Source organism: Halomonas halmophila (assembly GCF_006540005.1).
Lineage (GTDB): Bacteria > Pseudomonadota > Gammaproteobacteria > Pseudomonadales > Halomonadaceae > Halomonas > Halomonas halmophila.
On the sequence record NZ_BJOC01000018.1, the window covers coordinates 1 to 23,745 of the forward strand.

The 23,745-nt window shown below is 64.6% G+C and carries 23 protein-coding genes; 18 read left to right on the forward strand and 5 right to left on the reverse strand.

All coding sequences use genetic code 11. The features are described 5' to 3' along the window. Positions 1-169: 169 nt before the first annotated feature. Both HHA01_RS06190 and HHA01_RS06195 read right to left on the reverse strand, forming a co-directional pair. Positions 170-808, reverse strand: a complete 639-nt coding sequence (locus tag HHA01_RS06190; RefSeq protein ID WP_141318810.1) for a TetR/AcrR family transcriptional regulator — start codon at positions 806-808, stop codon at positions 170-172. A 126-nt stretch (positions 809-934) separates the two neighbouring features. Next, entirely contained in the window at positions 935-1,327 is a 393-nt protein-coding gene (locus tag HHA01_RS06195; RefSeq protein WP_141318812.1) for a DUF7079 family protein, read from the reverse strand. A 223-nt stretch (positions 1,328-1,550) separates the two neighbouring features. Here HHA01_RS06195 and fabV point away from each other — a divergent pair, with 223 nt between their 5' ends. From fabV to HHA01_RS06255, 12 genes are all read left to right on the forward strand, one after another. Beyond that, positions 1,551-2,747, forward strand: a complete 1,197-nt coding sequence (gene fabV / locus HHA01_RS06200; protein WP_141318814.1) for an enoyl-ACP reductase FabV — start codon at positions 1,551-1,553, stop codon at positions 2,745-2,747. Between the two features lie 19 nt (positions 2,748-2,766). Next, a complete protein-coding gene (locus tag HHA01_RS06205; RefSeq protein WP_218023784.1) occupies positions 2,767-3,447 on the forward strand; it encodes a DUF2959 domain-containing protein in 681 nt (226 codons plus the stop codon). Next, positions 3,437-4,417: a GlxA family transcriptional regulator gene (locus HHA01_RS06210; RefSeq protein ID WP_174787722.1), complete on the forward strand. Its 981-nt coding sequence runs from the start codon at positions 3,437-3,439 to the stop codon at positions 4,415-4,417. Before HHA01_RS06205 ends, HHA01_RS06210 begins: the two co-directional genes overlap by 11 nt. Before the next feature lie 45 nt (positions 4,418-4,462). Further along, positions 4,463-5,353, forward strand: a complete 891-nt coding sequence (locus tag HHA01_RS06215) for a DMT family transporter (protein ID WP_141318816.1) — start codon at positions 4,463-4,465, stop codon at positions 5,351-5,353. A gap of 201 nt (positions 5,354-5,554) precedes the next feature. Further along, a complete protein-coding gene (locus HHA01_RS06220; protein WP_141318818.1) occupies positions 5,555-6,769 on the forward strand; it encodes an aspartate aminotransferase family protein in 1,215 nt (404 codons plus the stop codon). A 47-nt stretch (positions 6,770-6,816) separates the two neighbouring features. Then, positions 6,817-7,887, forward strand: a complete 1,071-nt coding sequence (locus HHA01_RS06225) for an arginine N-succinyltransferase (RefSeq protein WP_141318820.1) — start codon at positions 6,817-6,819, stop codon at positions 7,885-7,887. Beyond that, entirely contained in the window at positions 7,887-8,933 is a 1,047-nt protein-coding gene (astA, locus tag HHA01_RS06230) for an arginine N-succinyltransferase (protein WP_141318822.1), read from the forward strand. Before HHA01_RS06225 ends, astA begins: the two co-directional genes overlap by 1 nt. Then, positions 8,933-10,402 carry a succinylglutamate-semialdehyde dehydrogenase gene (gene astD, locus HHA01_RS06235; RefSeq protein WP_141319112.1) on the forward strand — a complete coding sequence of 490 codons (1,470 nt, stop codon included), beginning with the start codon at positions 8,933-8,935 and terminating at the stop codon, positions 10,400-10,402. Before astA ends, astD begins: the two co-directional genes overlap by 1 nt. A 5-nt stretch (positions 10,403-10,407) precedes the next feature. Continuing rightward, positions 10,408-11,754, forward strand: coding sequence for an N-succinylarginine dihydrolase (astB, locus tag HHA01_RS06240; RefSeq protein WP_141319114.1), 1,347 nt, complete (start codon positions 10,408-10,410; stop codon positions 11,752-11,754). A gap of 3 nt (positions 11,755-11,757) precedes the next feature. Further along, on the forward strand, positions 11,758-12,864 hold the full coding sequence (gene zapE, locus HHA01_RS06245; protein ID WP_141318824.1) for a cell division protein ZapE: 1,107 nt from the start codon (positions 11,758-11,760) through the stop codon (positions 12,862-12,864). Positions 12,865-13,088: 224 nt separating this feature from the next. After that, positions 13,089-13,823 carry a trimeric intracellular cation channel family protein gene (locus HHA01_RS06250; protein ID WP_141318826.1) on the forward strand — a complete coding sequence of 245 codons (735 nt, stop codon included), beginning with the start codon at positions 13,089-13,091 and terminating at the stop codon, positions 13,821-13,823. Next, entirely contained in the window at positions 13,820-14,887 is a 1,068-nt protein-coding gene (locus HHA01_RS06255; protein WP_141318828.1) for a DUF3541 domain-containing protein, read from the forward strand. Before HHA01_RS06250 ends, HHA01_RS06255 begins: the two co-directional genes overlap by 4 nt. 58 nt (positions 14,888-14,945) lie before the next feature. Here the strand turns inward: HHA01_RS06255 and nhaD are convergent, their stop codons facing one another. Beyond that, a complete protein-coding gene (gene nhaD / locus HHA01_RS06260; RefSeq protein WP_246053828.1) occupies positions 14,946-16,376 on the reverse strand; it encodes a sodium:proton antiporter NhaD in 1,431 nt (476 codons plus the stop codon). 329 nt (positions 16,377-16,705) lie between these two features. Between nhaD and HHA01_RS06265 the strand changes: the two genes are divergently transcribed. After that, on the forward strand, positions 16,706-17,419 hold the full coding sequence (locus tag HHA01_RS06265; RefSeq protein WP_141318832.1) for a DUF3581 family protein: 714 nt from the start codon (positions 16,706-16,708) through the stop codon (positions 17,417-17,419). Between the two features lie 60 nt (positions 17,420-17,479). Here the strand turns inward: HHA01_RS06265 and chrA are convergent, their stop codons facing one another. Then, positions 17,480-18,679 carry a chromate efflux transporter gene (gene chrA, locus HHA01_RS06270; RefSeq protein ID WP_141318834.1) on the reverse strand — a complete coding sequence of 400 codons (1,200 nt, stop codon included), beginning with the start codon at positions 18,677-18,679 and terminating at the stop codon, positions 17,480-17,482. 133 nt (positions 18,680-18,812) lie between these two features. Between chrA and HHA01_RS06275 the strand changes: the two genes are divergently transcribed. Then, positions 18,813-19,781 (forward strand): magnesium transporter CorA family protein, encoded by a 969-nt coding sequence (locus HHA01_RS06275; RefSeq protein ID WP_141318836.1) that lies wholly within the window; start codon positions 18,813-18,815, stop codon positions 19,779-19,781. A 63-nt stretch (positions 19,782-19,844) separates the two neighbouring features. Here the strand turns inward: HHA01_RS06275 and HHA01_RS06280 are convergent, their stop codons facing one another. Beyond that, entirely contained in the window at positions 19,845-20,339 is a 495-nt protein-coding gene (locus tag HHA01_RS06280) for a MarR family winged helix-turn-helix transcriptional regulator (RefSeq protein ID WP_141318838.1), read from the reverse strand. A 77-nt stretch (positions 20,340-20,416) separates the two neighbouring features. On the opposite strand from HHA01_RS06280, the gene HHA01_RS06285 reads away from it, so the two are divergent. The 4 genes from HHA01_RS06285 (at position 20,417) to HHA01_RS06300 (ending at position 23,644) form a co-directional block, all read left to right on the forward strand. Next, a complete protein-coding gene (locus HHA01_RS06285) occupies positions 20,417-21,370 on the forward strand; it encodes a DMT family transporter (protein WP_141318840.1) in 954 nt (317 codons plus the stop codon). A 1-nt stretch (position 21,371) separates the two neighbouring features. Then, on the forward strand, positions 21,372-22,022 hold the full coding sequence (locus HHA01_RS06290) for an NAD(P)H-dependent oxidoreductase (protein ID WP_141318842.1): 651 nt from the start codon (positions 21,372-21,374) through the stop codon (positions 22,020-22,022). A gap of 122 nt (positions 22,023-22,144) precedes the next feature. Beyond that, positions 22,145-22,783 (forward strand): LysE family translocator, encoded by a 639-nt coding sequence (locus HHA01_RS06295; RefSeq protein ID WP_141318844.1) that lies wholly within the window; start codon positions 22,145-22,147, stop codon positions 22,781-22,783. 7 nt (positions 22,784-22,790) lie between these two features. Then, positions 22,791-23,644, forward strand: a protein-coding gene (locus HHA01_RS06300) for an IS5 family transposase (protein ID WP_141318846.1) whose coding sequence is annotated in 2 segments (ribosomal slippage) — positions 22,791-23,133 and positions 23,133-23,644 — 855 coding nt in all. Because the reading frame shifts where the segments join, the coding sequence is not laid out codon by codon here. The last annotated feature ends 101 nt before the right edge of the window (positions 23,645-23,745 follow it).

The window sequence follows — 23,745 nt, forward strand, 5'->3', positions numbered from 1 at the left end:
GGACGATCGGGATCTTCCAGGTCGCGCTCTCGATGGTCACTGGTCTGGTCGGTGACCTGTTCGAGGTTGTGCCGGAGCTGGAAGAAAAGCTGTAGGCGCCACAGCAGCAGCCGGTAACGGCGGGGTAGTTACCGGCTTGCTTGTATCGGGTCAACGCCGGTTTGATCCGTCATGCCTCTTCCGGTGTATAGGCATGCCGTGCGTGAAAGCGTCGCAGGTCGTGGGCTTCGGGATGGTGACCGGTGAAAATCTCGACGTAGTAGGGCACGCGTTGCATGCGTAATGCCATGGACTCCTGGCAGTTCATGGAGATGTAGCCGATCTGGGTCAGGTAGATGCTGCGGCTCCGGACATTGGCCTCCTGGGGCGTGTAAGCGAAGCGTTCGAACATCTGTTTCAGGGCTTCGATACGTACTTCATCGGCGGCTTCAATGTCTTGCGTGACGCCCGGGGACTGCAGGGCCCAGCTGCGGATGGCGAATTCCAGTTGCGAGTCGAAGAGTTCAGGGTTCAGCCAGCAGTCGAAGACGTTGAGCGCGGCCTCGGTAATGGTCTCGGCGTAGGCTTCTGTCTGGCCGACCAGCCCCCGGGTATTCGTCTCCCGCCAGCGCTCGATAAGGGCCTGCAGCAGCGCTTCCCGGTCCGTGAAGAACCAGTAGAAGCTGGTGCGCGAGAGCCCGAGGCGCTTGGCCAGCGGGAGAATCTTGACGCTGTCCACACCAGACTCGAGCAGCAGTTCGAAGGCGGCATTCAGCCAGGCCTCGCGTGAGCCTTTCCATTTGGTGGGACGCTGGTCGGTATCGGGCATCGAAGGGGCCTGGCGCGTTCGCAAGTGGAGAGCGTGGCCACAAGAGCCCTGCAGCCGCGCTCTGGATCAGCCGGCAAGTGTACACTGGTGTATTGTTCATGTACACGAAGAGACCGCGAACAAGGCTTACTCCTTGGGTACTTCGCCGCGGGCGATCATCAGGCGCTCCATCAACTCGTTCCAGCGATGGCGGGTCATCAGGGTCGTCAGGCCCGAGAACAAGGCCCAGCTCTTGCGCCGCCAGCCCTTGAGTCGCAGGTTGTGTGCCACCAGCAGGCGCATCAGCTTGTGGTCGTCGAAGTTGCGCCATTCACTGGCCACCGACATCTGCTGACGGGTCAGCACCGGCGCGAGCTCCAGTCGAAACACCCACTCCAGCTCCTGGGTACTGAGGTCATGGCGTTCGATGACCTCGATCATGCGCGCGTAGTCGCTCTCCCTGGGCTCGCGCTCCAGCCACAGCGGCGCCAGGGCCAGCCATAATTCGCCACGTTCGTCGACGAGGGTCTGGGCATCCATGGCGGTCTCCTGCGAGGGTGATGAAGTATCGCTTCAGGACCTGCATGCTGCCCCAGCCGGCGGGCCGACTCAACCGGCGTTGCCCGGATCGTTTGACCAGGTACGCGGATGAGGGCGGACACTGCGGCCCAGTGGCGCTAGAATGGCGTGATCGAGCATTCAACGCTGGAACGCGCATGGCGCGGTATCCATCCAACACAGCATGCAAAGTTAGAGGTCTGACGTGATCATCAAGCCCAAGGTACGCGGTTTCATTTGCACCACCACTCACCCCGTCGGCTGCGAGCAGAACGTACGCGAGCAAATCGAGGCGACGCGTGCGCGCGGTCTGGACAAGCAGGATGGCCCGAAGAAGGTCCTGGTCATCGGCGCGTCCAGTGGTTACGGGCTGGCGGCACGTATCACCGCTGCGTTCGGCTATGGCGCGGATACCCTGGGCGTGTTCTTCGAGAAGCCGGGCACCGAGAAAAAGCCGGGCACCGCGGGCTGGTACAACGCCGCGGCCTTCGACAAGTTCGCCAAGCAGGAAGGCCTCTACAGCAAGGCCATCAACGGCGATGCCTTTTCCCACGAAGCGCGCGACAAGGCCATCGAGCTGATCAAGCAGGACCTCGGCCAGGTCGATCTGGTGGTCTACTCGCTGGCCTCGCCGGTGCGCAAGCTGCCGGACAGCGGCGAGCTCAAGCGTTCGAGCCTCAAGCCGATCGGCGAGACCTACCGCGCCACCGCCATCGATACCAACAAGGACGCCATCATCGAGGCAGAAGTCGAGCCGGCCACCGAGCAGGAAATCGCCGATACCCAGGCGGTGATGGGCGGTGAAGACTGGGAGCTGTGGATCGATGCGCTGGACAAGGCGGGCGTGCTGGCGCCGGGTGCCCGGTCGGTGGCCTTCAGTTACATCGGCACCGAGATCACCTGGCCGATCTACTGGCACGGTGCCCTGGGCAAGGCCAAGGAAGACCTGGATCGTGCCGCCGGCGAGATCGACAAGCGCCTCGGCGAGCAGGACGGTGGCGCCAACGTGGCGGTGCTGAAATCCGTGGTGACCCAGGCCAGCGCGGCGATTCCGGTGATGCCGCTGTACATCGCCATGGTCTACAAGGTGATGAAGGAGCAGGGCCTGCACGAGGGCACCATCGACCAGCTCAATCGCCTGTTCGCTGAGCGCCTGTATGGCGGCGAGGCGGCGACCGATGAGGCCGGCCGCCTGCGCCTGGACGACTGGGAACTGCGCGACGACGTCCAGCAGGCCTGCAAGGCGCTATGGGCCGAGGTCACCACCGACAACCTGTTCGAGATCACCGATTACGCGGGCTACAAGCATGACTTCCTGAAGCTCTTCGGCTTCGAACGTGACGATGTCGACTATGACGCCGATGTCGACCCGGTGCGCTCCTTCGACGTCGTCGAGCTCTGATCATTCGAGAGAGGCCAGGATGATGCCCCGTATTCCGCTGAGGTCCTGTGCTGCATGGCTGCTGCCGCTGGTCGCCGTGCTGCTGCTGATCGGGTGCCAGAGTGCCTATTACGGTGCCCTGGAAAAGGTCGGCATTCACAAGCGTGAGCTGATGGTGGATCGCGTCGAGGACGGGCGTGATGCCCAGGTCGAGGCCGAGCAGCAGTTTGCCTCGGCGCTGGAGCAGTTCCGCGCCGTGGTGCGTGTGCCGGACAGTGAGCTGTCAGAGACCTATGAACGCCTCGATGAGGCCTATGAACGAAGCGACGCCGCTGCCGATCGGGTCGAAGAACGCATCGATGACATCGAGTCCGTGGCCGCGGCGCTGTTCGAGGAATGGGAAGACGAGCTAGACCTCTATCAGAGCGCCGAGTATCGCCGCCTCTCCGAGCAGCGCCTGCACCAGACCCGCCAGCGCTATACGCAGATGCGCGATGCCATGCAGGATGCCGCCGACAGCATGCAGCCGGTGTTGCTCGCGATGCGCGATAACGTCCTGCTGCTCAAGCACAACCTCAATGCCCGGGCGATCGGCGCCTTGCGTGGCGAAGTCGATGGACTGGAGCGTGAAGTGGCGGCATTGCGTGAGCGCATGCAGGCGGCCATCTCGCGTTCCAATGCGTTCATCGAGACGCTGCACGATATCGATGATGGGCGTTGAGGAGGCCGGGTCTCCCTTTGCCAATGCCCTGACGCGACACGTGGGGATGGTGGTGCTGCCCGGCTTCTCGATGCTGGCCCAGGCCTGTGCCAGCGAGCCGCTGGATATCGCCAACCGGCTGGCCGGGCGGACGCTCTATCGGCTGTCGACCTTCGCCGTCGACGAGCGGCCGGTGGCCAGCGGCTCCGGCCAGACCCTGCTGCCCCAGTCGGCTGTCGGCGGTTCCGCCGCGCCCCTCGACCTGTTGCTGGTCTGTGCGCCCGGGCCGCTGGCCGGCAGTGTGCCCGCCCACCTGCTCGATTGGCTGCAACGCCTGGCCGCGGCCCGCGTGGTATTGGGGGGCGTTGGGGGTGGCACGGAAGTGCTGGCACGCACCGGCGTACTGGACGGTTATCGCGCCACCTTGCCCTGGCCGCGCTTCGAGGCCTTCGCCCGGGACTATCCGCGGGTCCGGCTGTCTCAGCAGCTCTTCGAGATCGACCGCGACCGGCTGACCTGCGGTGGCGGTACCGCGGCCATGGACATGATGATGACCCTGGTCGGCCACCATCATGGCAACGAACTGGCCGAGCGCATCTCCGAGCACTTCGTGCTCGAGCGCATTCGCATGGGCGACGAGCCTCAGCAGGTGCCACTGCGCACCCGCCTGGGCCACGCGCCGCAGAGCCTGGTGGACGCCGTCTCGCTGATGGAATCCAACATCGAGGAGCCGCTGACGACCCATGAGCTGGCCGAGCACCTGGGGATATCGCGACGCCAGCTGGAGCGGTTGTTCAAGAAGTACCTGCAGGCGGTGCCGAGCCGCTATTACCTCAACCTGCGTCTGCAGAAGGCTCGGCGGTTGTTGCGCGACAGCGATCGACCGGCCGGTGACATCGCCCTGCAGACCGGCTTTTCCTCGGCGGCGCACTTCTCCACCGCCTATCGCAACCACTTTGGCATGACGCCGCGCGAAGAGCGGTTGACCTGACCGCACCCCAGGGCGGGGCGACCATGGCCTAAGCGGAGATCCGGGATGCATGCACTGCGACCTCATCTTTTCCTGTTGTTGGTGGTGGCGATCTTTTCCGGCAATATCCTGGTGGGCAAGGCACTGACCGAGCTGCCGCCGTTTACCATTTCGCTGGGGCGCGTCTTCATCGCCCTGCTGGTGGTGCTGCCGCTCGGCTTTCATCAGGCGCGTCGCGCCATGCCGGTCTTTCGCCGACACTGGCGGCCCCTGCTCGGTCTGGCGCTCACCGGCGTGGCCTTTTTCAATGCACTGATCTATGCCTCCCTGAAGTTCACCTCGCCGACCAATGTGGCAATTCTCGAGAGCCTGATTCCGGTGGCGACCCTGCTGTTCAGTGCCATCGTGTTCGGCGAGCGCTTTCGCTGGCTGCAATGGGGTGGCGTGGGGCTGTCCTTTGTCGGTGCCGTGCTGGTGATCATGTCGGGCAAGGCCAGCGTGGCCATGGCGGGTGGGCTCAACCCGGGGGATCTGATCATGCTTCTGTCGGTGATGATCTGGGTCGGCTACTCGATGCTCGTCAAGCGCTACATGGCACTGTTTCCGCGCTATGGCGGCCTGCTGGTGATGCTGGTCATTGCCAACCTGGCGCTGGCGCCGGTGGCCTTGCTCGAGGGCGCCTGGCAGGTATTGCCCCAGCTTGCCGGCGACCAGGCACTGGGGCTTCTCTATCTGGGGATCTTCCCCTCCGTGGTGGCGCTGCTGCTCTACAATCATGCGCTCGCCACCCTCGGTCCCACGGGCGCGGCGGTCTACCTGAATCTGCTGCCGGTATTCACCATGTTCGGCGCCTTCTGGTGGCTGGGTGACCCGATCCTGGCCACCGAGCTCCTGGGGGCCGTGGTGGTCGTGGTCGGTGTATGGTTCACCCTGGTGCCCCCGCGACCGGCTCGGTAGCAGTGTCCCGAAGGCCTGGATTATGCGGCACAAGGGGGCAAGCCGAGCCTCAAGGGGCGAGTACCGGCCTGCCTTCTTTCACAATTCGTCGTCCCATTGCTGAAAGCCACCCGGCGCCGGGCTCCTTATACTCGAATGATCCATGACTCGAAGGAGCGATGCTTCATCCTTCCGAGCCTTCTCGAGCAAAAGGAGCGTGACATGACTCAGACCCCGACCCGCAGCGACTTCGACCAGTACATGGTGCCCAACTATGCGCCGCAGCAAACCATTCCGGTGCGTGGCGAGGGCAGCCGTCTGTGGGATCAGCAGGGCAAGGAGTACATTGATTTCGCCGGTGGCATCGCGGTGAACGCGTTGGGCCACTGCCATCCGGTGCTGGTCGATGCGCTCAAGACGCAGGCCGACAAGCTCTGGCATCTGGCCAATATCTATACCAATGAGCCGGCTCTCGAGCTGGCGCGCAATCTGGTCGAGCGCACCTTCGCCGACAAGGTCTATCTGTGCAGCTCCGGCGGCGAGGCCAACGAGGCCGCGCTCAAGCTGGCGCGTCGCTGGGCCCATGACCAGCATGGCGAGCACAAGAGTCGCATCGTCTCCTTCGGCAAGTCCTTCCACGGCCGCACGCTGTTTACCGTCAGCGTCGGCGGTCAGCCCAAGTATTCCCAGGGCTTCGGCCCGGTGCCCGGCGGCATCGAACATGGCGAGTTCAACGACCTGGACAGCGTGCGTCACCTGATCGATGACGATACCTGTGCGGTGATGGTCGAGCCGATGCAGGGCGAGGGTGGCATCATTCCCGCCGACCCGGCCTTCCTTGAGGGGCTGCGTGAACTCTGCGACGCCCATGATGCGCTGCTGATCTTCGATGAGGTGCAGACCGGCGTGGGCCGTACCGGCTCGCTGTTCGCCTACATGCAATACGGCGTGACCCCCGACATCCTGACCAGCGCCAAGGCGCTGGGTGGCGGCTTTCCGGTGGGTGCCATGCTGACCACCGACCGCATCGCCCCGGCGCTGACGCTGGGCACCCACGGTTCTACCTATGGCGGCAATGCGCTGGCCTCGGCGGTGGCCCTGGCGGCGCTGCAGCACATCGACACGCCCGAGGTGCTCGAGGGCGTGGCGCGCAAGCATGAGCTGTTCCGCGAGCACCTGGAAACGATCAATCGCAAGTACCAGGTGTTCAAGGAAATCCGTGGCATGGGGCTGCTCATCGGCGCCGAGATGCGTCCTGAATACGAGGGGCGCGCCAAGGAAATCCTGCCTCTCGCCATCGAGGAAGGGCTGATGGCGCTGATCGCCGGCCCCAATGTGCTGCGCATGGCGCCCTCGCTGGTGATTCCCGAGGCCGACATCGCCGAGGGCATGGCGCGTCTCGAGCGCGCCATCGCGCGTCTGGTGGGCGAGCAGTGAGCCGCGCTTCCGCCATGCCGCAAGTCGACACCCGAGGAGGTCATGCCATGTTGGTGGTACGTCCTGCCCGGCCGGCGGATCTGCCGGCCCTGGAGCGCCTGGCGGGCAGCGCGACGCCGCGCCTGACCAACCTGCCGGCGCATCGTGACCGTCTGGAGGAGCGCATCGCGCGCTCCCAGCGCGCCTTCGACGCCGAAGTCGAGTTTCCCGGCGACGAGCATTACACCTTCGTGCTGGAGGACCTGGAGCGGGGCGAGGCGGTAGGCACCGCCACCATTCGCGCCCAGGCCGGTGCCCAGGAGGCCTATTACACCTATCGCCAGGAGACGCTGATCCACGCCTCGCAGCAACTCGATGTACGCCGCGAGGTGCCGACCCTGTCGTTGTCCCATGAGGTGTCGGAAGCCAGCCTGCTGTGCGCCTATTCACTGGATCCGCATTATCGCGGCACCAGTGCCGAGAGCCTGCTGCGCCGCGCACGGCTGATGTTCATCGCCCAGTATCCGGAGCGCTTCGCCGAGGTGCTGGCCATGGCCTTCCCCGGCTACCTGGACAGCGAGCAGCAGTCGCCGTTCTGGAACAGCGTGGGTCGCCACTTCTTCGTGCGCGACTTCCAGGAGATCAACTATATCGCCGGCGTGCGCTCGAAGAGCTTCATCGCCGAGGTAATGCCGCAGTTTCCGCTCTATCTGGCCCTGCTCTCGCCTCAGGCGCGGGCCGCCGTGGGTCGTGAGCACCCGGCCTATGAGTCCGCCGTGGGCGAAATGCTGGCCGAGGGTTTCCTGCGTTCGCGGCATGTCGACATCTTCGATGCCGGCCCGGTGGTCAAGGGCGAGCGCTCGCGTCTGGAGAGCTTTCGTCAGGCGGCCTGGCACCCGGTGCGCGTGCGTCCGGCCCACTCGCTGCCCGATGCCGAACCGGCCATGGTGGCCAATCAGCGTCTCGGCGATTTTCGCTGTGTGGTGGCGCGTTATGCCCTGTCGCCGACCGGCCAGCTCATGCTGTCGCCGGAGCATGCCGAGCTGCTGGGCGTCGAGGAGGGCCGTGCCGTGCTGGCTGCGCCACTGGCCCTGGCGGGTACCGAGCATGATCCGGGTTACGACGAAGGAGAGCTGTAATGCGCATTCGACCGATTGCCGAGTCCGATCTCGAGGGACTGCGCGTGCTGGCCCGGGAAACCGGCGTCGGCTTCACCTCCTTGCCGGATAACACCGAATTCCTGGCGGCCAAGATCGCCACGGCGGTGAGCGCCTTCAATGGCGAGACGCCGGAGGAAAGCCGGCTGTACTTCTTCGTCCTCGAGGACGAAGTCGAGGGCAAACTGGCCGGTTGCTGCGCCATCGAGAGCCAGGTGGGGCGCGAGATTCCCTTCTACCATTATCGCGTGGGCACCCTGGCGCACTCTTCGGTACAGCTCGATCTGCACCGCACCATCGATACGCTCTTTTTGAGCTCCGACCATACCGGGGATGCCGAGGTGGCCTCGCTGTTCCTGCGTGCCGAATATCGGGGGGGCGACCGGCGCCATGAGCGCAACGGCGCCCTGCTGTCGATGATGCGCTGGCTGTTCATGGCCGAGTTCCGTCAGACCTTTCCCGACAAGGTGCTGGCCGAGATGCGCGGTCTGTTCGACGCCGACGGCCGCAGCCCCTTCTGGGAATGCCTGGGCAGTCACTTCTTTCCCCTGGATTTCAGCGAGGCCGATCGCCTGACCGGCCTGGGGCAGAAGAGCTTCATCGGCGAGCTGATGCCCAAGTTCCCGATCTATACGCCTTTCCTCTCCGAGGAAGCCCGCGCCTGCATCGGCCAGGTCCACGACGATACCCGCCCCGCACTGGCGATGCTCAAGAAGGAAGGGCTGCGCTGGGAAGGCTTCATCGACATCTTCGATGGTGGACCGACCGTGGAGGCGTATATCGATGATGTACGCGGGGTTCGCCTGTCGCGGCCGTGCCGGGTCGAGATCAAGGCCGGTGAGCTGGAGCAGACGCCGCGCCCGCGTTGGCTGGCCGCCAACACCACCATGGCCGACTTCCGTGCGGCCTGGGTAGGGCGTGGTCCGGACGCTGAGGGCGTATTGACCTTGAGCGAGGCCGAGGCCGAGCGGCTGGAAGTCAGCGCCGGCGACACCCTGCGCATTCTGGATACCGACGAGGAGGCATGATGAAGGCGACGCAACAGCTATTGATCGGCGGCCACTGGCAAAACGGCGAGGCCGCGACATTCGTCAAGCATGATTCCGTGAGCGGCGAGTCGTTGTGGTCCGGCGGCGCTGCCAGCGAGGCCCAGGTGGGCGCTGCCGTGGAGGCCGCCCGTTCCGCCATGCCCGACTGGGCGCGTACGCCGCTGGAAGAGCGCAAGGCGCTGGTCGAGCGCTTCCGCGAAGTGCTGGAAACCCATCGCGAAGACCTGGCCATGGCCATTGCCCATGAGACCGGCAAACCGCTGTGGGAGGCGCGCACCGAGGTGGGCGCCATGATCGGCAAGGTGGCGATCTCGATTCGCGCCCAGCAGGAACGCGCCGGCGAGCGCGAACGCGATCTGGGTGATGCGCGTGCCGTGTTGCGTCATCGTCCGCATGGCGTGATGGCGGTCTTCGGCCCCTACAATTTCCCCGGGCACCTGCCCAACGGCCACATCGTGCCGGCGCTGCTGGCCGGCAACAGCGTGGTCTTCAAGCCCAGCGAGCAGACGCCGCTGACCGCCGACCTGACCCTGCAGTGCTGGCGCGAGGCCGGTCTGCCGGACGGTGTCATCAACCTGGTTCAGGGCGCGGCACCGGTGGGGCAGGCATTGTCGCAGCATCCGGGCATCGACGGTCTGCTGTTTACCGGCAGCGCCAAGGTCGGAGGCCTGTTGCAGCGTCAGTTTGCCGATCAGCTGGGCAAGATCCTGGCGCTGGAGCTCGGCGGCAACAACCCGCTGGTGGTCAAGGACGTGCCGGATCAGGATGCGGCCGTGCTGACCATTCTGCAGTCGGCCTTCGCCTCCGGCGGGCAGCGCTGTACCTGCGCCCGACGCCTGATCGTGCCGCGCGGCAACGCTGGCGACATGTTGCTGGAGGCCCTCGCCGTGGCCATCGGCAAGCTGCGCGTGGCCAGCCAGTTCGCCGAACCGTCGGGCTTCTATGGCGGCCTGGCCACCCTGGAGGCCGCGGATGGTCTGCTGGAAGCGCAAGCCGATCTCGAAGCGCGAGGCGGCCGCGTGCTGTCGCGCATGGCACGTCTGGAGGAGGGCACCAGCCTGCTTTCACCGGCGCTGATCGATGTCACCGGCGTCGAGGTGCCCGACGAAGAGCACTTTGGCCCCTTGCTCAAGGTCTATCGCAGCGCCGACTGGGACGAAGCGATCGCCATGGCCAACGATACCCGCTACGGCCTGTCCGCCGGGTTGATCGGCGGCGAGCAGGCCGACTGGGATGACTTCCTGCTGCGCATCCGCGCCGGCATCGTCAACTGGAACCGTCAGACCACCGGTGCCTCGGGTGATGCGCCCTTCGGCGGGGTGGGCGACAGCGGCAACCATCGGCCGAGCGCCTACTATGCCGCCGACTACTGCGCCTATCCGGTGGCGTCCATGGAAAGCCAGGACCTGCATCTGCCGGACCAACTGCCGCCGGGGATCACGCTATGACCGAGATGACTCAGGATGTGCGCGAGGTCAACTTCGATGGCCTGGTCGGCCTGACGCACAACTACTCCGGGCTGGCCCATGGCAACATGGCCTCGATGACCCATCAGGGGCTGATTGCCAATCCCCGCGAGGCCGCGCTGCAGGGCCTGGAAAAGATGAAGTCGCTGATGGAGGCCGGTTACGCCCAGGGCGTGCTGCCACCTCAGCAGCGGCCGGACATCGGGGCGCTGCGCGAACTGGGCTTCACCGGCAGCGATGCGCAGGTGCTGGCCCGGGCGGCCGACGAGGCGCCTCAGGTGCTGCGCGCGGTGTGCTCGGCGTCCAGCATGTGGACCGCCAATGCGGCCACGGTCACGCCCGGCCTGGATGCCGCCGATGGTCGCGTGCACTTCACGCCGGCCAACCTGCAGTCGAGCTTCCATCGCTACCTGGAGCCGCCGACCACCGGGCGGGTACTGGCGTCGATCTTCTCCGACTCTGCGCACTTCGCCCATCATCCGGCGCTGCCGGCCACCCCGGCCTTCTCCGATGAGGGCGCGGCCAACCATACCCGGCTGTGTGCCGAGCATGGTGAAGCCGGCGTGCATCTGTTCGTCTATGGGCGTCAGGCCTTCGGTGGCGATGGTGTCGAGCCCGCTCGTTTCCCGGCTCGGCAGACTCTCGAAGCCAGTCAGGCCGTGGCCCGTCAGCACGGCCTGAGCGAGGCGCAGAGCGTCTTCGCCCAGCAGCATCCGGACGCCATCGACGCCGGCGTCTTCCACAACGATGTCATCGCCGTGGGCAATGGTCCCGTGCTGCTCTACCACGACATGGCCTTCCGGGACGAGGAAGCCACCCTGGACGCCCTGCGGTCGAAGATGCCCGAGCCGCTGATCCCGGTGCGCGTGCCCAGCGAGGCGGTCAGTCTCGAGGACGCCGTGGCCTCCTACCTGTTCAATTCCCAGTTGCTCAGCAACCCCGACGGCAGCATGACTCTGGTGGTGCCCGGCGAGTGTCAGGAGCGCGAAGCGGTATGGCGCTGCATCCAGGATCACCTGCTGGCCGGTAACAACCCGATCAGCGAGGTCGTGGTCAAGGACGTCAAGCAGAGCATGCGCAATGGCGGTGGCCCCGCCTGTCTGCGCCTGCGCGTGGCGCTCTCGGCCCGCGAGCGCGCGGCGATTTCCGGCCGTGTGCTGCTCGACGACGCCCTGCATGGCGAGCTGACGACCTGGGTTCAGCGCCACTACCGCGACCGCCTGAGTCCGGCGGACCTCGCCGACCCGCAGCTCGCCGAGGAATGCCGTGTCGCCCTCGACGAACTGTCGCGACTCCTCGGGCTCGGCAATGTCTATCCCTTCCAGCTCGGCTGAGGCATGAGCTCACCAGTTCTGGCTTATCAGGCCGCGCTGGAGGCGGGCTTTGTCGCCGATGAGGCTCAATGGCAGGCCGTGAGGGTGCTGGAGGAGACGCACCAGTCGCTGGCCCGGGGCGAACCCCGCGTGCCCGGGGTCTATCTCTGGGGCACCGTGGGGCGTGGCAAGACCTGGTTGATGGATGCCTTTCAGCGCAGCCTGAGCGAGCCGGTCATCCGCCAGCATTTCCATCACTTCATGCGCTGGGTGCATCGTCGTCAGTTCCAGTTGACCGGCACGGCGGATCCGCTGGCGCGGCTGGCCGCCGAGCTGGTCGGTGAGGCCCGTGTGTTGTGCCTCGATGAGCTGTTCGTCAACGATATCGCCGATGCCATGCTGCTGGGGCGCTTGCTGACCGAGCTTTTCGAGCAGGGGGTAACGCTGGTCACCACCTCCAATCAGGCGCCGGCCGAGCTGTATGCCGATGGCTTCAACCGCGAGCGTTTCCTGCCCGCTATCGAGGCCATTGAACGCAGCACGCGGGTGGTGCACCTGGAGGGGGAACAGGATCATCGGCGCCATCCCGGGGCGCCGGAGCCTCGCTACTGGGTTCGCGGCGAGGCCGAGCCCAGCGTGCTACCGGCCGTGTTCGAGCGATTGAATTACGGCCGGCCCGCCAGCGACGAGGCGATCAGCCTGGGGCATCGCGCCATCCGGGTGCGTGCCCGTGGCGATGACACCCTGTGGTGTGACTATGCCGCGCTTTGCGAGCGGCCGCTATCGGCGCTGGACTTCATCGCCCTGTGCGACCGCTTTCGCCGGATCGTGCTGGGGGAGGTGCCCTGTCTGGCCGGCACGCCCGAGGCCGCACGGATCGCGCGCGGCACCGAGGACGCCGGGCAGCACGTTGCGGCCGGCGACCGCGAACTGCCGCCACTCTCGCGCCAGGACGACGGCGTGCGGCGCTTCATCGCCCTGGTAGACGAATGCTACGACCGCGGCATCCCGCTGTATATCGAGGCCCGGGTGGCCATGGAGGCACTCTATCCCGCTGGACACCTGGCCTTCCCGTTCCGGCGCACCCTGAGTCGCCTGCGCGAGATGCAACTGGCGCGCTTCGGCCTCTGAGCCGTTGCGCGCCATCGCGACTCAGCGAGCAGGCCCGATCATGCACTGCCATCCTGCTATGATGCGAGCACAGCAAGACGCTTGTCATCGACTCGAACAGCGTAGTTTGCCTGCGGTCGATGATCCGGCTTCTGGCGAGTGCCTTGCCAGTTGATGGGAAGCAACATGGATCCGTTCAGGGTCGCCGGGGGAAGTTTCGGGGTGTTGAAGCAGGGAGGTAGCAAGTGACGGGTGTGGTCTACTGGTTGGACATGATGGGGGTGATCGTCTTCGCGCTATCGGGGGTGATACTCGCCTGCCGGTCGCGCATGGATCCCTTCGGCATGCTGGTGCTGGCCGCCATGACGGGCATTGGCGGTGGCACCCTGCGTGACCTGGTACTCGGGGTGCGGCCGGTGTTCTGGGTCGAGGATCCGGCCTATCTGTGGGTCATCCTGGCCACGGTCGGGCTGTCCATCCTGGGCTTCCATTACATTCATCGCCTGTCGCGGGTCTTCCTGCCGGTGGCGGATGCCTGCGGCCTGGCACTGTTCACGGTGCTCGGCGCCCACAAGGCGCTGCTGCTCGAGACCTCGGGCGTCGTGGCGGTGCTGATGGGGCTGCTGACAGGGGTGGCCGGCGGCATGATGCGTGATGTGCTGGCGCGGCGGGTACCCATGGTGCTGCGCCAGGAAATCTATGCCACGGCCTCCATCGCCGGTGGCATGACCTTCGTCGGCCTGCAGGCCCTCGGTACGACCCTGTTGGCTGCCATGGGCGGCGGCCTGGCCATTACCCTGGGCCTGCGCCTGGCGGCGATTCGTTGGCGGTTGGCTCTGCCGGTCTTTGCCTGGGTCGAGGTCGAGCGCCCGGCACCGCCTACCAGGGAAGGCGAAGCCCCGGCGCCGCGTCGTCGGCCCAAGGCGCGCGTCAAGCTGCTGCCGCCCGAACGCGCGGCGCGCCGCAAGGATCGGGCATGATAGCGTTGCCGTCATGGCATATCGCCCGGCCGCGCCTGGCCTGGCTGCTCCTGCTGCTGTGGCTCGGTGGCTGTGCCGCCGATGTGCATCACGACGAGGCAGATTACACCCGGGTGGCCACTGAGATCCGTCAGCATTACGAGGCCATCCTGCCGGAGCTGCCGATGAGTGATCGGCGTCACTATGCACAACGCCTATATCGCATGACCGGCGAGGCACGCTACCTGCCGCTCAATCGCGCCTATGGCGAGCAACTGGTCGAGGAACTGCGCGCGGAGATCCCGGGGCTGAGTCAGCCGGCCGTGGTGGCGCAACGCGCCGCGGACGCGCGCCATGGCTACCCGGAGCGTACTGCCAAGCAGCGCCGCCGCAAGCAGATGCTGGCCGAGTGGGGCGATATCGCCTATGCCAAGGGGCTGGCCTTCCGGCTCACCCAGGCCAGCTACCACGGGCTGCTCAACGAAACGGACCTGCCGGGCTATCGTCAGGCACTGGACTATCTGCGCAGCCTCGACTTTCGCGCCTTTGTGACGGCGCCGGGACCGCTGGAAGTCTATGCCGCCCAGGTGGCCAACCTGGTCTATTACCTGGATGAGCTGGGCGTGGCCGATCTGCGCCAGGCCTCGATCCAGGCCTTTCGTGCCCACTATCCTGCCGAGCGCGATGCCGGTCTGCCCCGGCCTTCCTATCGCAACAAGATCTACGGCATGACGCACTTCGTGATCGCGGCCAGCGACTACTATCAGCGGCCGGTGTCGGCCGACGAGTTCGGTTGGATACTGGAGGAATTCGCCGCCGATCTGGAGCGGATCCTGCGGGATACCAAGGCCGATATCTTTACCGAAGTCGGTATCAGCTTCCTGCTGGCGGGACGTGAGGGCGACCCCACGGTTCGTCGCTTGCGTGAGGCGTTGCTGGCCAGGTACAGCCCCGAGGCGCGCATGGTGCCTGCCGAACAGGGTGGTCTCGACCCTGTCCAGGGCGAACACCGCAATGTCCTGGCCATCATGCTGCTGGACTGGCCGGAACGACTCTACCCCGGGCCCGATCTAAGTCACTGGTGAGGCTACCGGTCAAGGTGGAAAGCCCCGCCCGGAGTGGTGCACCGGGCGAGTAGTGGCATCAGCCGAAGACCGTAAAGGTATCGGCGTTGATCCACAGGTGGGCCATGACGCTGGCGATGTAGCCCAGGGCGATCACCGGGGTCCAGCGCAAGTGGCCCATGAAGGTATAGTTGCCGCGTGCCTGGCCCATCAACGCCACGCCGGCAGCCGAACCAATGGACAGCAGGCTGCCGCCGACCCCGGCCGTCAGGGTGATCAACAGCCAGTGGCCATGGGACATTTCGGGCTCCATGGAGATAACGGCGAACATCACCGGAATGTTATCAACCACCGCCGAGACCACGCCCAGGGCGACATTGGCCCAGGTGGCATGCCACTGGGTATAGAGCACATCGGAAAGCAGCCCCAGGTAGCCCATGAAGCCCAGGCCGCCGACGCACATGACCACGCCATAGAAGAACAGCAGCGTATCCCACTCGGCGCGTGCCACGCGGTTGAAGACATCGAAGGGCACCACACTGCCCAGCTGTTCGAGCTTCTTCCAGTCACCACGCTGGGTGTAGCGGCTGCGCTTGCGTTCCAGAGAGCGCGGCAGGCTCTGGCGCAGGTAATAGCCGAAGAACTGCAGATAGCCCAGGCCGGTCATCATGCCGAGTACCGGGGGCAGGTGAAGCAGGGTGTGGCAGGCCACGGCGGTGGCCACGGTCAGGAAGAACAGGCAGATGATGCGCCGCGCCCCGCGCTTGAGCCAGATATCTTCCTCGACCCCGGCAGGCTTGCGGTTCTGGATGAAGCAGCTCATCACCAGGGCGGGGATCAGGAAGTTGACCAGTGACGGCACCAGCAGCGCGAAGAACTCCTGGAAGTGCACCAGACCCGCCTGCCAGACCATCAGGGTAGTGATGTCACCGAACGGACTGAAGGCGCCGCCGGCATTGGCCGCTACCACGATGTTCACGCAGGCCAGGTTGATGAAACGCTTGTCGCCTTCGGCAACCTTGGTGATCACGGCACACATCAGCAGGGCGGTTGTCAGGTTGTCGGCGATCGGCGAGATGACGAAGGCCAGCACCCCGGTGAGCCAGAACAGCATGCGATAGCTGAAGCCCTTGCGGACCATCCAGGAGCGCAGCGCATCGAACACATTGCGCTCTTCCATGGCGTTGATATAAGTCATCGCCACCAGCAGGAAAAGCATGAGCTCACTGAATTCGAGCAGGGTTTCGCGAAAGGCGTGCTCCGACTCGCTGGGCATGCCGGCCTTGACGTACACCCAGCCGATCAGGCCCCAGATGATGCCGGCCGCGACCAGTACCGGCTTGGACTTGCGCATGTGCAGCTTTTCTTCGGCCATGACCAGCGCATAAGCCAGGACGAAGACGGCGACCGCGAGGAAACCGACGAAGGAGGTGGTGAGGTCGAGCCCGCCAGTGGCGGCAAAGGCCGGTAGCGTCGGGAACAGGGTCAGCAAGGCGATGCAGGCCAGCATCAGCCGGGGCGTGAGAAGGGGGCCACGTCGTGATCTGTGTGCGGGGCGACAGAAACTTTGCAGCATCATTATTAACCTGTTTGTTAAATGGCCGAAAAAGGGCGGAAAATCCCGCAAATCTTACCATTTTGTAAGCGTTGACATGGTGGTTTGGCCTGCCCCTTTGGTAGGAGATAACGATATGCTTGACAGTCGGCGCAACATGCCGGGAGATGCCCCGGGGCCCAGAAGGGCGCCCCGCGAGGGGATTTTTATGGCATCATTTGCAGGTGCCGGCCGGGATGCCGGATGAGTTCAGCAACGCCAATGACACAGGCAGACTTCGACGCATGTTTCTCGACGATTATCACTCGCGCACGGGCTCGCGCATTCACATAACCGCCGATCAAGCGAGCCGCTTCGCCAAACGTGTGGCCGGTGACTACAACCCTATCCACAATGCGGATGCGCGGCGTTTCTGCGTCCCGGGAGACCTCTTGTTCGCGCTGGTACTGGCGCACTTCGGGCTGTCACAGAACATGACCTTCCGTTTCCTGAGCATGGTCGGCGACAGTGTGCCGCTGACCTTCAGCGAGGGCGAGGACGGTGTGATCCGGGTGCTGGACGATGCCGACAAGTGTTATCTCGAGGTGTGTCGTGATGGCGAGGTCACTCACGACGAAGCCGTGGTGGAGGCCTTCACGCGCTGCTATGTGGCGTTTTCCGGCAAGAACTTTCCGCATTACCTCAAGCCGTTGATGGAAGATCATGGCGTCATGTTCAATCCGCGCCGTCCGCTGGTGATCTACGACAGCATGGGATTCTCGCTGAACCGCCTGGATGGGGACGACCCCGGCCTGGAGCTGCTGGCGTCGTCACTGGACGTGGCCGGCAAGCGCGGCGACGTGAAGCTGGACTTCCGCATCGTCGCCGGTGGCGAGGAGATCGGCAGTGGCGCCAAGAAGCTGGTCGTCAGCGGCCTGTGTGACTATGACGCCGGCGCCATGGATGACATCGTCGATGAATTCTATCGACTGAAGGCCGACCACGAGGCGAGCTGGTAAGGACTTTTCGTACCTGCCGCTTCTCGCCAGGCGCCTGACGATGATGCGGCTGGCGCCGTGTCAGGCAGGCACCAGGTTCAGCACCACACCACCCAGGCCGCATACCAGCACGGCCATCCAGGCCGGCTGTCGCCAGACGGCCAGCAGCGTGAAGCCGACTAGCGCCAGCGCGAATTCGCGGGGCCCGAGGATCGCGCTGGTCCACACCGGCTGATACAGCGTGGCCACCAGCAGCCCCACCACGGCGGCATTGGCGCCGCGCATCAGCGCCTGGATGGTGGTGCGCTCGCGCAGGCTGTTCCAGAACGGCAGCGCCGCCATCAACAACAGCATGCCCGGCAGGAAGATGGCCACCAGGGCCAGTCCCGCCCCGATCAGGCCCCCGGGCACCGTATCGGCCGCCATGCCCAGATAGGCCGAGAAGGTGAAGAGCGGGCCGGGCACCGCCTGGGCCGCCCCATAGCCGGCCAGGAAGTCGTCGGCACTCACCCAGCCGGGCTGCACGACGGCGGCTTCCAGCAGTGGCAACACCACATGCCCTCCACCGAATACCAGGGCGCCGGCGCGGTAGAAGGCATCGAACAGGGCCAGGCCCGACCCCGTCGCCGCCAGCATCGGTAGACCCAGCAGCAGGGCCAGGAACAGGCCCAGGCAGAGCAGGCCGCCGCGGCGGGAAATGCCGATGCCCGGCACCGGTGGCCGTGCCTCGGTGCTGTCACGGCAGAACAGCAGGCCGGCCAGTCCGCCGAGCACGATGGTCACGACCTGACCCAAGGTGCCCCCCAGCGCCGTGACCAGCAGGGTGGCGGCGACGGCAATACCGGCCCGTTGACTGTCCGGGCAGAGATTGCGTGCCATGCCCCAGACCGCATGGGCGACGATGGCCACGGCCACCACCTTGAGGCCCTGCAGCAGGCCGTTGCCGACCACACCGTCGAGGCTGCCGGCCCCCAGTGCGAACAGCATCAGCAGCAGCGCCGAGGGCAGGGTGAAAGCCGTCCAGGCCGCCAGGCCGCCCAGCGGGCCTGCCCGCATCATCCCGAGGGCGAATCCCACCTGGCTGCTCGCCGGGCCGGGCAGGAACTGACACAGCGCCACCAGATCCGCGTAGGCATGTTCATCGAGCCATTGGCGACGCTTGACGAATGCCTCGCGGAAATAGCCCAGGTGGGCCACCGGACCGCCGAAGGCGGTCAGTCCGAGCAACAGAAAGGCGCGAAACACTTCCCTGGCAGGGCGGCTTTCAGGCGATGGTGTCATGATGAGGGGCAACCCGTGCAGTGCGATGGATGGCGGCCAGGCCAGGCTTCGGCAGAGCCCATGAGGTATGGTCCGGCCCGCAGGCCATGGCGTATCTTGGCATATCAGATTATCACCGAGAGATGACAAGACGATGATTCGAACCCTGCTGCTCGATACGCAAGGCCAGGCGACGCCCGGCGGCGAAGAACAGATCGCGACCTGGCGCGACTCGCCCGAGAGCCGCATCTGGATCGACCTGCAGGGCGAGGATGCCGACAGCAAACGTGCGCTGCTCGAAGCCTTCGATTGCCATCCGATGGCCGTCGACGATGCCCTGCGCGATCTGCACCCGCCCAAGATCGAGGAATTCGACCACCACACGCTGATTCTCTACCGCGGCATTTCGGCCTTCGACAGCGAGCTGGATTATGTGCCCCAGCAGATGGTGTTCGTGCTCGGTGAGCGCTTCCTGATCAGTCTGCATCCGGGGAGGGCCATGAGCATCGACCGCTTGTTCGAGCGCGAGGGCGCTCGTCTGCTCGAGCGCTCACCGGAGTATGTGGCGCTGCGCGTCATGTACACCTCGGCCGGCTTCTATCTGGATAGCCTGCTGGAGTTCGACACCCAGCTCAGCGGTATCGAGGACGCGCTGGTCAATGACGGCAGCGATGCCCTGATGCGCCGCGTGATCGCCTATCGTTCGCGGCTGGTGAAGATGCGCCGTATCTTCAACTATCACGTTGGCATTACCCAGGAACTGCTCGGCTCGGATTACCAGCATCTGTCGCGGTCCAAGGAGGAAACGCTGCACGCCATCAATGATGTGCATGAGCGTTTCGATCGTCTGCTGACACTGACCCAGATGTACTACGACATCTGCGGCGATCTGGTGGACGGCTATCTCTCGCTGTCCTCCCACCAGCTCAACAGCACCATGCGCATCCTGACGGTGATTACCGCCATCTTCGTGCCGCTGAGCTTCCTGGCCGGGCTGTATGGCATGAACTTCGCCCACATGCCCGAGCTTGGGTGGCGCTATGGCTACTTCCTGCTGCTTGGCGTCATGCTGGCACTGGTGGCCGGCATGCTGTATCTGTTCCGACGCAAGCGCTGGCTGTAACTGCGTGTCGGCCACCCGCATGGACATGCCGGCAGTGTCGGTGACGGACGATGGTCCGCACCGTCAAACATCCGCTTCCAACCCCTTCATCAGCTTGGCCAGCAGCGCATTCAGTGTGCGCTGCTCCTCATCGCTAAGCGGCGAGAGCGCCCGGGCTTCGTTGTCCACGTGCGGCGCGAGGGTACTGTCCACGAGCTCGAGCCCTGCTGCCGTCAGCGTCACCAGCATGCTGCGGCGGTCGTCCGGGTTGGGGCGACGCGCGATCAAACCGGCCTTTTCCAGGCGGTCGAGCTGGTTGGTCATGCCGCCCGAGGAAAACATCAGCACCTTGAACAACTGGGTCGGTGTCAGGGCGTAGGGTTCGCCGGCGCGACGCAAGGTCGCGAGCACGTCGAACTCTCTCGGTTGCACGCCGCGTTCGTTGAAGAAGGGCTCCAGGTAATCCTGGGTGATATGCCGACTGACGGCCCCCAGCCGGGCGGTCAGCTCCATGGGAAGCAGCTCGAGCTCGGGGCATTCCCGGCGCCACTGGTCGATTGCGACACTGACTCGGTCCATAGGACTTGCCATCCATTTATCTTGATACTAAGATTCTTTTTGTCGTGATACACGACGATGAGATAGAGGAGCACAGAATGGCGAATACACCCACGGGACACAAGACCGATGTCATCAAGGCGCTGGGCTGCCTGTTGCTGGTGGGCACTCTGCTGGCCCTGTCGCTGAGCGTTGCCAAGTTCGCCGACGCGATGGCATTGCCGCGACTCACCTTCCTGATGGTGGCCATGGCCGGCGCCAGTGCTGCCTTGCTGTTGCTGTCGTTGCCGAAACGGGCGCGCTGGCGGGTCGACCGCCGCATCATCGAGTACGCACTGGTTTCCGGGATTCTGATGGCCATGCCCAATGCACTTGGCTTTCTAGCGGTGCGCCATGTCGGAGCGGGATTCGTCTCGTTGAGCTTCGCTTTCCCGATATTGGTGACCTGGTTGCTGGCGGTGCTCCTGCGAATGGAATCTCTGCGTTGGGACCGGTTGGGCGGCGTGTTGCTGGGGCTGACCGGTGGCGTCGTGCTGGCCTTGTCCAAGGCCAGCGTCGGTGGTGGCCAATTGGGCTGGTCATTGCTGATCTTGCTGCTGCCCCTGACGCTGGCCATGGGCAATATCTATCGGACATGGCGCTGGCCGGAGGGTGTGCCGCTCGCCTATCTCACCGGACTGGTGCTGGCGGGCGCTGCCCTCGGATTGCTGCCGGTCGCGATCAGTACCGAATCGGCGCATATCGGAGCGCTATTCGCCTCACCTGCGGCAGTCGGCCTGCTGTTGGTCGAGACGGGAATCTTCACGGTCCTGTACCTGTTCTTCTTCATTCTTCAGCGGTTGGCCGGCCCGGTCTACCTGAGTCAGATCGGTACCGTCGCTGCCGTCATGGGTACCGCTATCGCCGTGCTCTTCCTGGGGGAGTCGGCGCCGCCCAATCTGGCGGTCGCCGGTGGCCTGGTCATTGCCGGCACCCTGGTTTTCCAGTATGCGGCCTGGCGTGCCGCACAATCCTCGACGCGCTCTGCTGCGCATCAACCCAAGGAGTCTTGAAATGTTGGATACGGCGTTGAACTGGCGCTATGCCGCCAAGCGAATGAATGGCCGTCGCGTTCCCGAGATAACGGTGGAGCGTATCCTGGATACAGCACATCTGGCGCCCTCGTCCTATGGTTTGCAGCCGTACTCGGTGGTGGTGGTCGATACGCCGGAACTGCGCGAGCGCTGTCAGCCGGCGATGTTCCACCAGCCCCAGATCGTCGAGGGATCCCATCTGCTGGTGTTTGCTACCTGGGAGAGCATCGGCGAGGCCGAGGTCGACCAGTTGATGACACTGACTGCCGAGGAACGCGGGGTGGAGCTGGCATCCCTGGACGGTTATCGCCAGACCGTGGCGGGTGCGGTCGGTCGCTTGTCGACATCACAGGCGCGGCACCAGTGGGCCGCCCGGCAGGCCTACCTGGCGATGGGCATGGTGTTGACGGCCGCCGCCATGGAGCGAGTCGATGCCACGCCCATGGAGGGCTTCGATCCGGCGGCCCTCGATGAGGTTTTGGAGCTTCCGGCCCGGGGGCTGCGCAGTGCCGTGGTGGTGATGCTCGGTTATCGTGACACGGAAACCGACTGGCTCGCCGGGCTAAAGAAGGTGCGCTGGCCGCGCGAGCGAGTGATTGCGCGTGCTGAATGTGTCGAACGCTCGAAATGAATGCATCGTCCCGAGCTTCAGCGCCGCGCAGAACGAAGCATATGCGTGTTCGTCGGTCTGTCCAGGATGATCTAGACTCGAAGTCCGCTCATTTTCATTCGAACTGTCGAAGGTAGGCTGACATGGTATCCATCGAGTTTCTGGTCACGTCTCTGATCGTGGTTCTGGTGCCCGGCGCCGGCGTGGTGTGCACGGTGGCGGCAGGGCTGACTCAGGGGCGTGTCGCAAGCCTCTACACAGCCCTGGGTTGCACGGCCGGTATCGTGCCCCATCTGCTGGCCACGGTGCTCGGCCTGGCAGCCATCCTGCATACCAGCGCGGTCGCTTTCCAGGTACTCAAGTTTGCCGGGGTCGTCTATCTGCTCTATCTGGCCTATGCAACCTGGCGGGATCGTTCGGCCTTTTCGCTGGACGAGAGCGTCACTCGATCCAGCGCGCTGAGCCTCATCACCAAGGCGATGTTGATCAACAGCCTGAATCCCAAGTTGACCATCTTCTTCATGGCGTTTTTGCCGCAGTTTGTGGTGCCCGGCGCGGCGCCAGGGATGCTGCAGCTGTTGTGGCTCAGTGCCGTTTTCATGTCGATGACCCTTGTCGTCTTCGTCGGATACGGTTGTCTGGCGCACGCTTTCCGCCGGGGCGTCGTCGAGTCGCCCAGGGTACAGGCCTGGTTGAGGCGCAGCTTTTCCGGTGCCTTCGCGGGGCTAGGTTTTGTACGAAAAGTGAGTTTTGCTACTTTTGCCCATGCCAAGGCTGCATAGGTGACGTATGACAGGGCGCTACGAGCTATCCGAGAACAGCTGGTCACTGATCGAAGACATCGTCTCGCCGCCCCAGACGATGGGGCGGCCGAGACGGGATGACCGCCAGGTATTGAATGGCATCTTCTGGGTGCTATGTTCGGGGGCCAAATGGCGCGACTTGCCTGAGCGCTATGGCCCCTGGACCACGGTGTATGAGCGCTTCCGTCAATGGCGCGATGATGGCACCTTCGAGGCTGTTCTGGATCGGCTCCATCTCAAGCTGCGTGAAGACGGGTTGATGGATCTGGACACTTGGATGATTGATTCCACGTCGATCCGGGCCACCCGCGCCGCCTCTGGCGGCGGTAAAAAGGGGGATCGAAAGAACCCATAGATCATGGGCTGGGACGGAGCCGAGGCGGTCTGACCACTAAGATCCACATGGTCTGCGACCGGCATGGCTGGCCGCTGACTTTCACACTGTCGCCGGGTCAGGATGGCGACACCCAGCATTTCATGCCCACGATGGAGTCGATCCACCTGCCGGGACAAGTAGGTCGGCCCCGGAAGCGCTGTCGCCATATCGTGGCAGACAAGGGTTACGACAGCGATGCATTACGCCGTTACTGTTACCGGCAACGCATGAAGCCAGTCATTGCGCAGCGCAAGATGAAGCGGCGACCGCGGCCTGGACTACCTCGTGGTTTCGACAAGCCTAAGTACCGGGAGCGAAACGTCATCGAACGCGGCTTCGGCTGGCTCAAGGAGCTACGGCGCATAGCCACGCGATATGACAAGCTCGTTAGTAGCTTTGCCGCCATGGTATGCCTGGCTTGCATAGACCGTTGCCTGCGAGCGGACTTTTCGTACAAAACCTAGGGGTTCAACTGGCGCTTTCGGATCGCTGAAGGCTGTCCGTCTGCCGCTTGTCGAAGTAGGATCTGCCTGACCTGACGGTGGTCCTGGGTGATCCGGAAGAG

Excerpts from the sequence above, each read along its gene's own strand:
- HHA01_RS06195 (WP_141318812.1), bottom strand. The coding sequence starts at position 1,327 with ATGGATGCCCAGACCCTCGTCGACGAACGTGGCGAATTATGGCTGGCC.
- HHA01_RS06255 (WP_141318828.1), top strand. The coding sequence starts at position 13,820 with ATGATAGCGTTGCCGTCATGGCATATCGCCCGGCCGCGCCTGGCCTGG.
- HHA01_RS06275 (WP_141318836.1), top strand. The coding sequence starts at position 18,813 with ATGATTCGAACCCTGCTGCTCGATACGCAAGGCCAGGCGACGCCCGGC.
- HHA01_RS06280 (WP_141318838.1), bottom strand. The coding sequence starts at position 20,339 with ATGGACCGAGTCAGTGTCGCAATCGACCAGTGGCGCCGGGAATGCCCC.
- HHA01_RS06265 (WP_141318832.1), top strand. The coding sequence starts at position 16,706 with ATGTTTCTCGACGATTATCACTCGCGCACGGGCTCGCGCATTCACATA.
- astB (WP_141319114.1), top strand. The coding sequence starts at position 10,408 with ATGACTCAGGATGTGCGCGAGGTCAACTTCGATGGCCTGGTCGGCCTG.
- zapE (WP_141318824.1), top strand. The coding sequence starts at position 11,758 with ATGAGCTCACCAGTTCTGGCTTATCAGGCCGCGCTGGAGGCGGGCTTT.
- HHA01_RS06190 (WP_141318810.1), bottom strand. The coding sequence starts at position 808 with ATGCCCGATACCGACCAGCGTCCCACCAAATGGAAAGGCTCACGCGAG.
- HHA01_RS06205 (WP_218023784.1), top strand. The coding sequence starts at position 2,767 with ATGATGCCCCGTATTCCGCTGAGGTCCTGTGCTGCATGGCTGCTGCCG.
- HHA01_RS06290 (WP_141318842.1), top strand. The coding sequence starts at position 21,372 with ATGTTGGATACGGCGTTGAACTGGCGCTATGCCGCCAAGCGAATGAAT.
- nhaD (WP_246053828.1), bottom strand. The coding sequence starts at position 16,376 with ATGCTGGCCTGCATCGCCTTGCTGACCCTGTTCCCGACGCTACCGGCC.
- HHA01_RS06225 (WP_141318820.1), top strand. The coding sequence starts at position 6,817 with ATGTTGGTGGTACGTCCTGCCCGGCCGGCGGATCTGCCGGCCCTGGAG.
- HHA01_RS06285 (WP_141318840.1), top strand. The coding sequence starts at position 20,417 with ATGGCGAATACACCCACGGGACACAAGACCGATGTCATCAAGGCGCTG.
- astA (WP_141318822.1), top strand. The coding sequence starts at position 7,887 with ATGCGCATTCGACCGATTGCCGAGTCCGATCTCGAGGGACTGCGCGTG.
- HHA01_RS06295 (WP_141318844.1), top strand. The coding sequence starts at position 22,145 with ATGGTATCCATCGAGTTTCTGGTCACGTCTCTGATCGTGGTTCTGGTG.
- astD (WP_141319112.1), top strand. The coding sequence starts at position 8,933 with ATGAAGGCGACGCAACAGCTATTGATCGGCGGCCACTGGCAAAACGGC.
- HHA01_RS06215 (WP_141318816.1), top strand. The coding sequence starts at position 4,463 with ATGCATGCACTGCGACCTCATCTTTTCCTGTTGTTGGTGGTGGCGATC.
- HHA01_RS06220 (WP_141318818.1), top strand. The coding sequence starts at position 5,555 with ATGACTCAGACCCCGACCCGCAGCGACTTCGACCAGTACATGGTGCCC.
- HHA01_RS06210 (WP_174787722.1), top strand. The coding sequence starts at position 3,437 with ATGGGCGTTGAGGAGGCCGGGTCTCCCTTTGCCAATGCCCTGACGCGA.
- chrA (WP_141318834.1), bottom strand. The coding sequence starts at position 18,679 with ATGACACCATCGCCTGAAAGCCGCCCTGCCAGGGAAGTGTTTCGCGCC.